Here is a 14,167-nt window from a genome sequence, read left to right as displayed (position 1 = left end):
TCCAACAGGCACAAGGCGGCGGGGATTGTCTCGGAAACGTCCTGCAATTTAAAGGGACACGGCTTGCTGGCCCTTTACAAACCATGACCAAATGCCAGCAACGCCGCCTTAACTGGAATGTGGGAGGGGGCTTGCCCCCGATCGTGGTGTGTCAGCCAGCCTGTCTGTCGCTGATACACCGCTATCGGGGGCAAGCCCCCTCCCACATTGGTTTTGTGGTGTTTTCAGGTTCGTGGCATGCATTCGATGGTGCGGTTTATTACCGTTTTGGCCATTTCCAGCAGATGCCATGCGGCATGGATTCTTGCGCGGTCGTGGGGTTGCAGGTGATCGCAACAGTCCCACACCGTGGCCGATGCGCTGTGGATCAGATGGGAAATATAGAGTTGGGCGTCTTCGAAGCTGAGTTCTTCATTGACGACGAGGCAATCCATGGGTGGATCGGGGAGTGCTTTGGTCATGGTGTAACTCCTATTGAACAAGGGAGCGACCACCAACGCTGCTAAACGTGAGGTGGCAGCTGTACGCGGGTTAGCAGACCGGTCAATAGGAAAACCAGCGCACCCGAAGGTGCCCCACGTACAGCCGCCATAATGCGGTGACAACGTGTGCCTATTGAACTCAGGCTGCTAAACCCGATCACTGAATTTCAGTGACGGACCGAAGACTAGCCATCGATTCCAACAGGCACAAGGCGGCGGGGATTGTCTCGGAAACGTCCTGCAATTTAAAGGGACACGGCTTGCTGGCCCTTTACAAACCATGACCAAATGCCAGCAACGCCGCCTTATCTGAGCTGTGGGAGGGGCAGGCCCTGATGCCGTCTGTAGGAGCGAGCTTGCTCGCGAAAAACTCACAGGCACCGCGTTCATTCAGGAAGCACGCGTTATCGTTGGCGTTTTTCGCGAGCAAGCTCGCTCCTACAAAAAGCATCAGGTCTTGAGTCAGCGTCCGAGCATCTTTACCCAGCGCGACGGTGGCATGCCGTAGGTGCTGCGAAACTGCCGGGTCATGTGGCTCTGGTCGGTGAAGCCGGCGCTCATCGCGGCATCCACCAGGGACACGCCCTGGGCCAGCAATTGGCGCACCAGGTCCAGCCGGCGCATGGTCAGGTAGCGGTAGGGGCTGGTGCCGAACAGCAAGCGAAAATCCCGCGACAACGCCCAGCGGTCGCGCCCCGCGTGATCAGCGATTTCATCCAGGGTGATGCTGCGGCCCAGGGCGCTGTGGATAAATTCCCGGGCGCGCTCGGCGGCGATGTAATCAAAGGATTTGCGGTGGGTGATGACGCCGGACGCAGCGCTGAGCGTATGGGCCAGGTCGAACATGGCGTCCTGCTCCTGCATCGGGTCGATCGGGCAATCCAGGCTTTGCAGCAATACCTCGCTGGCGCGGTGCAGCCGCGGGTCGGTGGACACGCCGCCGGGTATGAAGGGCAGCGGCTTGCCGCCGAGGATCTGCTGGATCAGCGCCGGTTCCACGTAGATCATCCGGTACTTGAAACCCTCATCGCTGCCCGCGCGGCCGTCATGGACTTCATCGGGGTGAATCACCATGGTGGTGCCGGGCAAACTGTGGGTCATGCCGCCGCGATAGTGGAAACTCTGCACACCGAACAGCGTACGCCCGATGGCGTAGGTGTCATGGCGATGAGGGTCGAACGCGAAGCCGGCAAAGTAGGCTTCGATACGGTCCAGGCCACTGGCGTGCGGCGCGCGGTGCAGCCAGTCCAGCGTGTGGGTAGGGTTGCCCATGGTGACTGTCACAAAAGGAGGTGGAAACACGTTAGCCGAGTCTGCGCCCCTTGTCTGCCGGGGTCTTGTACGATTGTGCAGTTGTTCGGCCAGGCCTATGATCCAGGCTGCGTATTGCCTTGAAGGAGCTGGCCGCGATGGAACTGTTCAACCCCGCGTATGTGGCGCCGCTGGTCTCGTTGGCCCTGCTGTGGACGGTGGCCGTGGTCACGCCCGGGCCCAACTTCTTCAACACCGCCCAATTGGCCGCCAGCTGTTCGCGCCGACATGGTGTAGTGGCTTCGGCGGGCGTGGCCACCGGTACGATCCTGTGGGGGTTGGCGGGTGGGCTGGGGATCAAGTCGCTGTTTACGGCCGCGCCTATGTTGTACCTGGCGTTCAAGATCATCGGTGGCTGCTATTTGATTTATCTGGGGCTGAAACTGTTCAAGCGCTCGGCAACCAGCATGGGCCAGAGCCCGTTGCCGGACGCGGCGCGGCGCTCGTTGTTTTCCGCCTGGCGTCTGGGGCTGTTGGGTAACCTGTCCAACCCCAAGGCGGCGCTGTTCGTCGCCACTATCTTCGCATCCACCATGCCGCCGTCGCCTTCGCCGGTGTTGCTGACGTTGGCGGTGATCGTCATGGCGACCTTGTCGTTCAGTTGGTACACCAGTGTGGCACTGCTGTTTTCCAGCGAACGCATGGCCACTCTTTACAGCCGTTCGCGTAAATGGCTCGATCGTTTTGCCGGGGGATGCTACGTCCTGTTCGGTTCACATCTGATCGCGAATCGCTGACCGTCCGTTACGGGGCTTAAATGGGGGGTGAGGGAGCAAGCGCCCTCGCCACCCAGGTTGAATCAGTCGCCCAGCGCTTCGCCTTCACGCCGCGGGTCCGCACCACCGCTCAATGACACCTGACCCTGGGCGTCACGCGTGCGAACGATCGCCTGGACGCCGCTGGTCATGTCAATTTCGCTCAGCTCATGACCTTTGCTCTTCAAGGCCTGCTTCACGCCCTGGCTGAACAGCCCGGCTTCCAGCTCGGTTGCGCCATTGCGGCTGCCGAAGTTCGGCAGGCCGATAGCGGCCTGTGGGTCGAGTTTCCAGTCCAGCATCGCGACCAGTGTTTTGCTCACGTACTCGATGATCTGCGAGCCGCCCGGCGAACCGACGGTGGCCAGCAACTCACCGCTCTGACGGTCGAATACCAGGGTCGGCGCCATGGCCGAACGCGGGCGTTTGCCGGGTTGCACGCGGTTGGCGACGGGTTGGCCGTTTTCTTCGGGAATGAACGAGAAGTCGGTCATCTGATTATTGAGCAAAAAGCCCTGGACCATGACATGGGAGCCGAACGCCGCCTCGACCGTGGTGGTCATCGACACGGCGCCGCCCTGGTCATCCACGGCCACCACTTGCGAGGTGGAAATGCGCAGCGGCGAACGGTCCGGCGCGTAGGCCACCTGGAGGCCTGCCGGTTGACCCGGCGTGGCGATGCCCATGCTGCGCTCACCGATCAGTGCGGCGCGCCGGGCCAGGTAGTCTGGCGCAACGAGGCCGGCAACCGGCACCGGGGTGAAGTCCGCATCAGCCACGTACAGCGCGCGGTCGGCGAACGCCAGGCGCCCGGCTTCGGCGATCAGATGCACGGCCTCGGGCGTGGGTTCAAGCCCGGCGGGCGAGGGGCTCTTGAGCGGCGTCATCGGCGCGATGGCCAGGCGCGGATCGCGCGTTTGCAGCGCCTGCAATGTGCCGAGGATTTGCGCAACAGCGATCCCGCCCGACGAAGGCGGCGGCATGCCGCACACCTTCCATTGTTTGTAGTCGGTGCACAACGGCGTGCGCTCCTTGGCGGCGTAGCCTTGAAGGTCCGCCTGGGTCAGGCTGCCGGCATTGCGATTGCCCTGCACCTTGAGGGCGATTTCATCGGCAATCGGGCCGTGATACAGCGCGTCGGGGCCCTCCTTGGCGATACGTTTGAACACCTTCGCCAGTGCCGGGTTCTTCAACAATGTACCGGTAGCTTTTGGCGACCCGTCGGCATTCAGAAAATACGCGGCCATGTCCGGCGATTGCGCGATAAAGCGGTCGGCGGCAATCAAACTGTGCAGGCGTGGGGAGATCGCGAAACCCTGTTCGGACAACTGAATTGCCGGCTCGAACAGCTGGGCCCACGGCAGGTGGCCGCTCTTTTTATGCGCCATTTCCAGTGCCCGCAACACCCCTGGCGTGCCCACCGAACGCCCGCCAATCTGCGCATCGGTAAACGCCATGGGCGTGCCGTCGGCCTTCAGGAACAACCGCTCTGTCGCGTCGGCCGGGGCGGTTTCACGGCCGTCGTAGGCGTGCAGGTTTTTGCCATCCCACAGCATGATGAATGCGCCGCCGCCGATGCCGGACGATTGCGGTTCCACCAGCGTCAGCACTGCTTGCATGGCGATCGCGGCGTCAATGGCCGAACCGCCCTGGCGCAACATGTCGCGTCCGGCTTCGGCGGCGAGCGGGTTGGCGGCGGCAGCCATATGGCGCGCGGCGTGACGCGTGACGAGATCGGTGCGATAGCCCGAACCCAGCTCCGGTGCGGGGGGGTGTTCATTGATCGTGGTGTGGCAGCCGGCCAGGGCGAGCGTGATGGCAACGGTTGATAGTTGACGGCGGGAAATAAAAAGCACGCGTTGAGCTCCGTTCATTTTGAGAATGATCTGGTCTTCCTGTCAGCAGACTTTAGCGCAGAAGAGACGGGGACCGGGCTGGGTTTATGGCGCCACGCTGGAACCAAAACGAGGCAAATGCTCACTCGATAATTGGTATTTATCTATTTCTGGAGCCTGCTATGTACAGAAGATTAGAGGGGCTGCCTCACGCAAAACTTGACGGTATCGAGCATGCTCGCGCCGATAATGCATCTTCCAGCCCGGCCACCGCGCCTGTCCCGCCGCTGCCCTCTTATCAATCGTTGAACCCCGCTTCAATGCTGTTCGATATCCGCCTCAAAGGCGGGCGGCTGGAACCTGATACGACCCTCGCGGGACGTGATATCGCCCGCCATCTCAATGCGCCAGACAAGCATTATGTGGCCGATGGCGCCTCGGTTGCCGGCACCTTGCGTTTCAGGGATGAGCGAGATTACCTGTTTCATATTCAGCCCACCCCTGCTGTTGCGGTGGTCTTCAGAAGCAGCCTGCCCGAAACCGATGGCGACGCAGGTTGCGTATCGCCATTGAGCCCCGGTCGCGGGCACTTGGGAAGCGTCAGCGGAGTGCAGACGAGCGCCGACGGCAAGCAATTTCGGTTGGACCAGGGACGCCTGTATCGCTTCGAACCCCTTGCCCTGTCCTGGCTACCCGACGCCGATAACCGGACCTACAGCCGTATCGGGCTGACCCGTGAGGGGCAACTGTTGAAGACGCCTCAGGAGGCGCTGGACAGCAGCGCGCAGGGGCGGACCTCGGCGGTGTTGAGCCAGGCTCAGGGCGTATCGGTGGTGCAGATTCAAGGTGCCGACGCGGCGGTTGTACGTCCGCTCGATGAGCGCGGCGCGCCTGTGCAACTCAGCCGAATCGGCTTGTCTGGCAGTACGCTGTACGGCGCCACGGCTGACGGTGAACTGCTGCGCGCGGACCTGCGGCTGGCGCGGGACGGCACGTTGCCGATGGTTGCGCAATCGCTCGTACCGTTGGAGCAGGCGCTGGAGGGCGCGGTGCGCGTCGAGGGGTTCTTCCATGATGACGCCGGGCAGCTCAATGCCCAGGCCCGTGATGCCCGGCAGCAATTGCACAGCGTGCCTTTGGAGAGGGCTGGCGGACTGCGCCCGGCGTGGAACCTCAGCGACGTGCTGGTCAAGGGCATCGAGAAAGGCCTGCCGTTGCCCAGCCAGCAGGCATTGACCACCGCCGTCGATCTCGGGCTGCGCGGCCAGGTTGCGTTTGATTCAGGCACGTTGCTGAGCTGGGATGCGGCAACGCAACGTTGGGACAAATGCGCGCAAAAGGGCGTGGCCCATCTGGAGCGAGGCCTGGATGGACGCGCCTATGTGCTGCAAGAAGGGCAACTCAAAGCGGTGAATGTCACAAAGGTGCGTGACCCGGTCTTCGAGGGCGCCAGTCATGAATTGAGCGCACTGCCCAAGCCTCGCCCCCAGGTGTCACTTGAGGAAGTGCTTGCGGGCGATATTCAGCGTCCGCTCACAGGCTTCGCGGTAGCCGACGGCCGCAACTTTGTAAGCGTCGATAAAGATCATCAGCTCCAGGCCTGTGTGGACGGGGCGGTCGGCCCGTTGCGGCCTTCACCGGCGCTCGCCATCAAAACACTGGCGCTGGATCATGAAGCGAATCTTTATGCACACACTCAGGGGGGCGAATTATTCAAGCTCGATCGCCACGCCTGGCAAAGCCGCGAGGGGGCCGCGCCGCGCTGGAGCAAGGTTGAACTGCCGCAGGGTCAGTCTTTGGAGTCCCTGCGGATGGGGGCTGACAAACACTTGATTGGCGGTTGGGACAAGCAGTTTCATCGACTGGATAACGCAGCCCCAGGCGCAATGACATGGGGGCCAGTGCAAGCGGCGGTGCCGGAGGCTTCATTGGCCGACACGTTAGCGGCCGGCCAGATGCGCACGCCTGTGTCAGGGGGCGCGCTGACGGCCAGCAGTAATGTGCTTGGGCAAACACGCGAAGGGATACCCACCAAGCGCCATTTTTTCCAGGGGATCAAGGCGCACTTCCATCCTTTGCAGGCGCTGGGTGAGAAAGGCCGGTCCATTGCGCATCACATGCAGGGTCGCCGGGGATTGGAGAGCGTATACGCCGACGACAAGCGCCTGCACCAACAGCTCGAGTCGCTCTCCAGGAGCAAGCCGGTTGGCGCCGGCCTGAGCACTCGCCTTGCGGCCCTGAGCGAGCCCGGGCCGCGACAGGCACTGGCCGGGCAGCTCAGCCAGGCGCTGCTCAAGGTCGAAAAAAGCAGCCAGGCGTGCGCCCGCCTGTTAGGCGACCTGCATGGGCTGACAGTTGACTCACAGCCCAGGCTCAGCCGCACGGTGGTGAGCGCCGAGTCGACGCTGCACCGCTTGTTTGAAGCGTTCAAGCGGGTCGAACCTTCATCACAAAAGCCCACCGCCGCGCTGCTGGCCAACTTCGAAGGGCAGGGCTTGAGGTTGCCCGAGTGGAAGCCGGAGCGTCAGCGAGATCTCAGTCATCCTTCGGCGCTCGTCGAGGGTGATTTGATTCACCATGCCCGCACACTTGAACAGTTGGCCGGGATGGTTGAGGCACTGAGCAGCACGTCCGGCCATAGCCCGAGCGCCTTGAAAAGAATCGAGGCGTCGCTTCAGGCGGTGATTAAAGGCTTTGAAGAGGGCCCGGTGCACAAATTGTCCAGCCAGCAGATTGTCAGCTACGACCAGGCCGAATCGCTGTATGACAACTTCAAACTGCTGGCCAAGGATCTTGGCACTCCAGGGTCTGCCTTGCATTGGCACCTGTCGGGGCTGCTGGGATTGCCCGCCGATGCGTCCATACAGGACGCCATGACGCAGCAAGTGCGGCAACTGCAAAGTGGTCAGACCCTCAGCCCCAGTCGAACCCAGGGCCAGGCGCTGGGTGTGATAGTGACCGGCGTAAAACCGGTGGCGCCGTTGGAGTTTTTCCTGGAGGCCTCGAAGTCCCATACCCATGGTGTGAGCATCAGTCGTACCGACCAGGGTGCACACGTTGAGATCAGCACCGACGACAAGCGGCGCATGACCGGCTCCGTGGGGCTGGGGGTGACGTTAGGCCAGGGCGGTGGCGCCGTGGGGCCTGGTCTGAGGGTGGCGGGTGAGTTGTTGGCGAGCGTTGAGAAAAGCAGGGAGACGAGCATTGGTTTCGACGTGAGGGAGGCTGACTTCGGCAAGATGATGTCGATCCTGACGGGGCAGTCCGGAGGGTTCCAGGACTTGTTGGCGTTGGGCAAGGAACACGCGTCTGGAGAAGGTTCCAAGGTCAGCGCTGATCTGAGTCTGGATGGGCTTGCCCAACTGCGGCTGATGTACAGCCCCCAGGAAAATATTGCCGAGTTCGACTCGGTTATACGCGCCGGTATCGGCGGGGTGGGCCACCTCAACCTGGTACACGCGGATGCGAGCCGGTCCGGCGTACGTTCAGCGACGGACACCCACCGTCACGAAGGGCGCAACGCGCAATGGCTGAGGGAGGCTGAAGCAGGGGCCAACTTCGCACCGGTCAACGCGCTGGCGCTGGGCAGAGGTGAAGCGGGCGGGCCGACGGCTATCGCCTTTGCCTTGCCGGAAGTGTCGGCCAGGGTGAAATTCGACCGTGGGCAATCCCGGGCCGTCGATTTGTCCTTCAAGCCTGCGCAACCGGTAACGCAGGCTCAGATCGAGGATATCCACAAGCGTCTGTCGCAGTACTCACCGCAGTTCAGGCAGGACCTGGCCGTCATGGCACCGTCGGCTGACCCGCAGGAGCAGTTGGCAATGTTGCAGCGCTTCATGGCGGCGCATCCTCCTTCAGCGACAAAGCTGGATGACTACCACGCCATCGGCCAGTCGCTGGAAAAATGCATGACCCAGCACACCCTGATGAAAGCCGGTTTGCGTCAGCTGGCGTCGGTCGAATCCAGCGTGACAAGGGTGGGGCTGCAGGACAACGGGCGATTTGCCTGGCTGGACGATGTCGCGCCGGGCAACAAGGCCGCCATCGTGCAGTGGCTCGGGGAGGACCCGCAGTTCGCGCGGATCATCCAACAGCTGCAGCAGGGTGAAGGCACCTCCGTGACGCTCGGCATGGAACTCAAACCGCAGGTTCTGCGCACGATCGAGCGCCGTCACCTGGCGGGCGAAAGCACCGAGCCGTTGATCAAGCGAGCGCTGAAAGATCCCAACAACCTGCGTGTGAAAAGCATGAGCATGAACTACACCGCGACCCAGACCCATGGCATGTCATTACCGGCCCTGACCACGCTCAGTTTTTTCAGCAGCGCGTCGCTCAGTCACACGCAAAAGCACGTCAACGTCGACTTTGAATACGGAGCCAATGCGGACAAACCGTTGCGCATGAACCTCAACGATACGTTGAGCCCCCTGCCACGCCACGACCTGACCATCGACTTGGCGGACCAGCGTATAAGAACGCCGAATGTGGTGGCCTGAAGGCTGCCAGGATGAAAGCGGCTTGACGTAAGGCAAGCCGCCTCGTTCACAGATAAATCACACCCTGCATGTACAGCACGGCTTTACCGGAGATGATGACCCGGTCACCCTGCAGCTCGCAGCGCAATTGACCTTTGCGCGTGCCGCCTTGCTCGGCGGTCAATTGCGATTTGCCCAGGCGCTCGGCCCAGAACGGTGCCAGCGACGTATGCGCGGAGCCTGTGACCGGGTCTTCATTGACCCCCACATTCGGGCCGAACCAGCGCGAAACAAAGTCAAAGCGCGTGCTCCTGGCAGTGACGGCAATCCCGCGTTTGGGCAGGCCCTTGAGCCTTGCGAAATCCGGCGCGAGTGCGGCCACTTGTGCTTCATCTTCCACCAGCACGATATAGTCATCGGTGCCGAACACCTCGGCGTTTTCGATCCCCAATGCACTTAGCATTCCGCTTGGCGGCTCGCAGCGTTCCGGTTGCCTGGCCGGGAAGTCCATGGCCAGTTCATCGCCGTTGCGCGTCACCCGCAGCTCGCCGCTGCGCGTGGCGAAGCGCAACACGGCGGGCGCGTCCGGCAACTTGTGAATCAGCACCCACGCCGCTGCCAGGGTGGCGTGACCACACAGGTCCACTTCGACTTCCGGGGTAAACCAGCGCAGTTCATAAAGGTCGCCACGGGGCACGAAGAACGCGGTTTCCGACAGATTGTTTTCAGCGGCGATGTGTTGCAGTTGCTCGTCCGTCAGCCACTCGGTGAGCGGGCATACCGCTGCGGGATTGCCGCCGAAGGCGTGCTGGCTGAAGGCGTCGACTTGGTAGATGTCCAGTTGCATCGGGAGCGCTCCGTGGTGGGGGAGGCTGGACACTAACAGCGGCTCCTGGGGGCGTCAAAATACAGATGGGAAGTATTTTTGAGCGTAAGCACCTTGGCGAGACTTTCCTGCGGGCATAAAAAAACGGCCTACCTTTCGGTAAGCCGTTTTTAGTACTTGGTGGCTACACAGGGACTTGAACCCCGGACCCCAGCATTATGAATGCTATGCTCTAACCAACTGAGCTATGTAGCCAAGTGGCGCGCATTATTCGCGTAGAACGGGAATGCGTCAAGGGCTTTTGTTAAGTTTTTTTCTACGCTTTCAACTGTTTAACGAAAAACAGGCTAAATGGCGACGAGTGGCGGGGTGAATGGCGGGGGGCTTTTCAGGCTGCGGTCTTTGGCCGCCGCTTACGTAAAGCGTCGGTCGAGTTGGGCAGATATCCTTTTCGCCCAACGTTTTTTATAGCGGGGGCTTACGGCTGCGGCGGGTTGTGGGTCACGCGTTTAAGTTGTTCGCGCGCCCGTGACAAGCGTGAGCGTACGGTGCCGATGGGAATGTCCAGCGCATCGGCGGTGTCCTGATAGCTGCCATCGGTCTCGAGCGAGGCGTATAGCGTCTTGCGCATTTCCACCGGCAGGTGGTCGATGGCGTTCAGGGTTTTTTCCAGGCGTCGGTTGACTTCAAATTCCCAATCCAGGCTGTTGCGTTCCTCCTGACCATGCCACAACGATTCATCGAACTCGCAATGCACGGGTTTGGCATACATGCGCCTGAAGTGGTTGCGGATCAAATTCTGAGCGATCCCGCACATCCAGGTGCTGAGCGTGGCCTGGCCGCTGAAACGTTCTCGGTTGCGCCATGCTTCCAGATAGGTCAGTTGCAGCAGGTCGTCCGCGTCTTCGGGGTTGAGCACGCGTTTATGAATGAAGCGTCGCAGTTTCTTTTGCTGGTCGTCCGTCAGTTGAACCATGAACTGAGGCGAACTGCCGACGAGGTGAGCGAGATCACCAATAGGTATTTTCATGTTGTTTTTCCTCCGGAAAGGCTCGATCGAAATGGTTTCGATAGGAACCCCTTTTGCACTGGCTGTGCCAAACGGGAAAAACACATAACTACTTGATTTATATAAATATATATTCTTGCTCGTACAGCTGTTTGTGCCGTAACTTGCAAAAGGTTCGATGTGGATGTGCAAGTATTTTCATGCCCATCGCCTTGAAACGTTTTGATGGAACTGGACCGCAGCGGCTTGCCACATAGGGACACAAACTTCCCATTCTGGCCCGCCCATGAAAGTCGAATCCTTCAACGATGTGCAGCAGATCCAACCCCTGGACAAGCCCAGTGTCAGCACTGTCGAAGCGCCAAGCCGTTCGCTGGCCCTGGATGACATTGCGCAGATTTTCGCCGAAGAAGTGACACTTAATGCGCAAGCCCTGGGCCTGCGATCCATTGGCGCGAAAGTTTCGCCTGTGGCGGAGTTTGTGCAGCTGTATGAACAATTGGGTCACCCTGGCCAGACCACGCTGGAAACCATTGTTCGCCGGCTTCGGTTCGAGTTGCTGCGCAAGCCCACGGTCGAAAAACTGGTCAGCCTTGCCGGCAGTGATCCCGCTCGTGCCTTCGTGGTGCTTGGGCTTATCGCCAGCGAAGCGAAGACCAATGGATTGAGGATCGAAGAGGACTTGGCACGCGGCGCGCTCAGAGAGCTCAAGCGTGATTTCGGCGGCCCGATCCAGGCAGGTCTGAATATCGCCCTGGCGTTGAAACAAGCCAGCGCCGACCCGCAGGAGCGTCAGGACGTGCGTGCGCTCTATTACGCCTCTGTGGTCGTGCGCCAATCCTTGGCGTTGATGCTGCAAACGCTGTTGAAAATGTACGGCCCGACGGAGTTTTCCAGGGGCGTCGGCCTGATGACTCAGGCGCTGAACGGTGATATCGCAGCCCACACACAGTCTGTGCCCACGGAAAAATTGCGCCTCCTGCTCAAAGGGTTGGGCGAGTGTCGCGAGTTGCGCTCGGTGCTGGGCAACTGCGAGGCGTTGATCCAGCGCCTTAACGTTGAACAGAATGCGGTGGATCTGTTGCAGCGTTTTCTGGGCTACGCCAGTACCGGCATCGATTCGGCCGAGGTGCAAAGGCTGGCCAGTGAATTTGGCGGCACGCTGCTTGCCGCCCGGCTGCGTTCGCTCAACGAATTGTCCAGGGAGATAAAGGCCCTGCCCCTGGCCTGGTGGCTTGATGCTCAATCCCAGGCCAGCGCCGTGAAAGCCTTCAAGGACGTGATGCTTGAGTGGGCCCGCGAAGAACGCGGTCCCCTGAAATTCCCCGGCGAGACGAGGACGTACGGGTGACACTGCTGTCATCGATCAATGGCGTGCTGCTCAAGGTGGCGCGGCGCGCCGAAGTGCTCGGCGCGGTGGTGGTCATGGCCATCGTGTTTATCTTCATTGTGCCGTTGCCCACCTGGCTGGTGGACATCCTGATCGCGTTGAATATCTGTATTTCCTGCCTGTTGATCGTACTGGCGCTCTACCTGCCGGGGCCGTTGGCGTTCTCGTCGTTCCCATCGATCCTGCTGCTGACCACCATGTTTCGCCTGGCGTTGTCGATTGCCACCACGCGTTTGATCCTGCTGGAGCAGGACGCGGGTGACATTGTGGAAGCGTTCGGTAATTTCGTGGTGGGCGGCAATCTGGCGGTGGGCCTGGTGATCTTCATGATCCTGACCATCGTCAACTTTCTGGTGATCACCAAGGGGTCGGAGCGGGTCGCCGAAGTGGCCGCCCGCTTCAGCCTGGATGCGATGCCGGGCAAGCAGATGTCGATCGACAGTGACCTGCGCGCCGGGCTGATCGACGGTGCACAGGCACGGGACAAACGTGAGCAGCTATCGCGCGAAAGCCAGTTGTTCGGGGCCATGGACGGGGCCATGAAGTTCGTCAAGGGCGACGCCATTGCCGGTTTGATCATCGTGGTCATCAACCTGCTCGGGGGCTTCTCGACCGGGATGTTCCAGCACGGCATGAGCGCAGGCGAGTCGATCGCGCTGTATTCGGTGCTGACCATCGGTGACGGCCTGATCGCGCAGATTCCCGCACTGCTGATCTCCCTCACGGCCGGCATGATCATCACCCGCGTGGCGCCGGACGGGCGCAAGGGCGTCAGCAACATGGGCGCCGAAATTGCCCGGCAAATGACCAGCGAGCCCAAGAGCTGGATGATCGCGTCGGTGGGCATGCTGGCCTTTGCCACGCTCCCCGGCATGCCCACCGTGGTGTTCATTCTGATTTCGATGATCACCGGTGCCCTGGGCTACTACCTCATGCGCCAACGTCAGCGCGAGGAGGCCCCTGCTGCTGCGGACGAGAAAGCGGTGCGTCCGGAAGAGAACGGCAGTGAAGACTTGCGTGGCTTCGACCCGTCACGGCCGTATCTGCTGCAATTCAATAGTCAGATGTTCGGGGCCCCGGAGGTCATCGACATCGTGCAAAAAATTCGTCAGGCCCGAAATGCGCTGGTTGCCAATATCGGCTTGACCCTGCCGCCGTTCGAAGCCGAGTTCAGTGACTCACTGGCTGTCGATGAGATGCGCTTTTGCGTGCATGAAGTTCCGGTCGTGACGGCCACTTTCAGTGACCGTGTTGCGGTCGAGTACGCCACCCTCGCGCAGCCTCCGGACCGGGGCGAAAGAGGGCTGCCTGAACGGGATGAAGCCGATTGGCTGTGGCTCAGCCCTGATGATCCGTTGCTCGACGATCCGCAGGTCGAGCCTTTCAGTGCCCACAGCCTGGTCATCGAACGCATGAAGCGGGCGATGTTGCTCAGCGGGCCGCGGTTTCTTGGCATCCAGGAAAGCAAGTCGATCCTCAGCTGGCTTGAACACAACCAGCCGGAACTGGTGCAGGAACTGCAACGCATCATGCCGCTTTCACGTTTTTCTTCAGTGCTGCAGCGCCTGGCGGCCGAGGGCGTGCCATTGCGTGCCGTACGGTTGATCGTCGAATCGCTGATCGAGTACGGCCAGCATGAGCGCGAACCGGATGCCCTGGCCGATTACGCCCGTATCGCGCTCAAGTCGCAGATCTTTCACCAGTACAGCGAAGCCGATGGCCTGCACGCGTGGCTGCTGTCGCCGCACACCGAGAACATCCTGCGCGAAGCCTTGCGTCAAACCCAGAGCGGCGTGTTTTTCGCCCTCGATAACGACAGCAGTGCTGCCCTGGTCGGCCTGCTCAACCAGGCGTTTGCACTGCGGCCGAAAACCAAAAGTGTGCTGCTCGTGGCCCAGGACCTGCGCAGTCCCTTGCGCGCGCTGTTGTTGGATGAATTCAACCATGTGCCGGTGATGTCATTCGCCGAGCTGGGGAGCAATTCCAAGGTAAAGGTCCTGGGCCGATTCGACCTGGGTCAGGACGAGCTGCTGCGCGGGGCCGTGGCATGAACCCTTTATTGATATGCCCGCCGAGGGTCGCCC

General features: G+C 61.0%; 9 protein-coding genes and 1 tRNA gene. 4 read left to right on the top strand and 6 right to left on the bottom strand.

What is annotated here, in order from left to right; all coding sequences use genetic code 11:
- Window positions 1-224: 224 nt before the first annotated feature.
- Together J1G34_RS11370 and J1G34_RS11365 are read right to left on the bottom strand one after the other, a co-directional pair.
- Window positions 225-461 (bottom strand): hypothetical protein, encoded by a 237-nt coding sequence (locus J1G34_RS11370; RefSeq protein ID WP_057725915.1) that lies wholly within the window; start codon window positions 459-461, stop codon window positions 225-227.
- Between the two features lie 483 nt (window positions 462-944).
- Complete coding sequence (locus J1G34_RS11365) at window positions 945-1,754, bottom strand: AraC family transcriptional regulator (protein ID WP_065891750.1); 810 nt, start codon at window positions 1,752-1,754, stop codon at window positions 945-947.
- 137 nt (window positions 1,755-1,891) lie between these two features.
- Between J1G34_RS11365 and J1G34_RS11360 the strand changes: the two genes are divergently transcribed.
- Window positions 1,892-2,530 carry a LysE family translocator gene (locus tag J1G34_RS11360; protein WP_065896597.1) on the top strand — a complete coding sequence of 213 codons (639 nt, stop codon included), beginning with the start codon at window positions 1,892-1,894 and terminating at the stop codon, window positions 2,528-2,530.
- 62 nt (window positions 2,531-2,592) lie between these two features.
- Here the strand turns inward: J1G34_RS11360 and ggt are convergent, their stop codons facing one another.
- Window positions 2,593-4,422: a gamma-glutamyltransferase gene (gene ggt / locus J1G34_RS11355; RefSeq protein ID WP_222994062.1), complete on the bottom strand. Its 1,830-nt coding sequence runs from the start codon at window positions 4,420-4,422 to the stop codon at window positions 2,593-2,595.
- A 143-nt stretch (window positions 4,423-4,565) separates the two neighbouring features.
- Here ggt and J1G34_RS11350 point away from each other — a divergent pair, with 143 nt between their 5' ends.
- Window positions 4,566-8,879 carry an AvrE-family type 3 secretion system effector gene (locus J1G34_RS11350; protein WP_222994060.1) on the top strand — a complete coding sequence of 1,438 codons (4,314 nt, stop codon included), beginning with the start codon at window positions 4,566-4,568 and terminating at the stop codon, window positions 8,877-8,879.
- A gap of 46 nt (window positions 8,880-8,925) precedes the next feature.
- Here J1G34_RS11350 and J1G34_RS11345 read toward each other — a convergent pair whose 3' ends face one another.
- From J1G34_RS11345 to J1G34_RS11335, 3 genes are all read right to left on the bottom strand, one after another.
- Window positions 8,926-9,705: a PhzF family phenazine biosynthesis protein gene (locus J1G34_RS11345; RefSeq protein WP_065896600.1), complete on the bottom strand. Its 780-nt coding sequence runs from the start codon at window positions 9,703-9,705 to the stop codon at window positions 8,926-8,928.
- 157 nt (window positions 9,706-9,862) lie between these two features.
- A tRNA-Met gene (locus tag J1G34_RS11340) sits at window positions 9,863-9,939 on the bottom strand.
- A gap of 223 nt (window positions 9,940-10,162) precedes the next feature.
- Complete coding sequence (locus J1G34_RS11335) at window positions 10,163-10,714, bottom strand: RNA polymerase sigma factor (protein WP_065888063.1); 552 nt, start codon at window positions 10,712-10,714, stop codon at window positions 10,163-10,165.
- Between the two features lie 265 nt (window positions 10,715-10,979).
- Between J1G34_RS11335 and J1G34_RS11330 the strand changes: the two genes are divergently transcribed.
- Both J1G34_RS11330 and sctV read left to right on the top strand, forming a co-directional pair.
- Window positions 10,980-12,044: an HrpJ domain-containing protein gene (locus J1G34_RS11330; protein WP_222994054.1), complete on the top strand. Its 1,065-nt coding sequence runs from the start codon at window positions 10,980-10,982 to the stop codon at window positions 12,042-12,044.
- Window positions 12,041-14,134, top strand: coding sequence for a type III secretion system export apparatus subunit SctV (sctV, locus tag J1G34_RS11325; protein ID WP_222994053.1), 2,094 nt, complete (start codon window positions 12,041-12,043; stop codon window positions 14,132-14,134). Before J1G34_RS11330 ends, sctV begins: the two co-directional genes overlap by 4 nt.
- Window positions 14,135-14,167: the final 33 nt, after the last annotated feature.

The organism is Pseudomonas sp. Wu6, assembly GCF_019891515.1.
Lineage (GTDB): Bacteria > Pseudomonadota > Gammaproteobacteria > Pseudomonadales > Pseudomonadaceae > Aquipseudomonas > Aquipseudomonas orientalis_A.
Note: the sequence above shows the minus strand (reverse complement) of the source record. Positions and strands in the feature narration are given on the sequence as shown.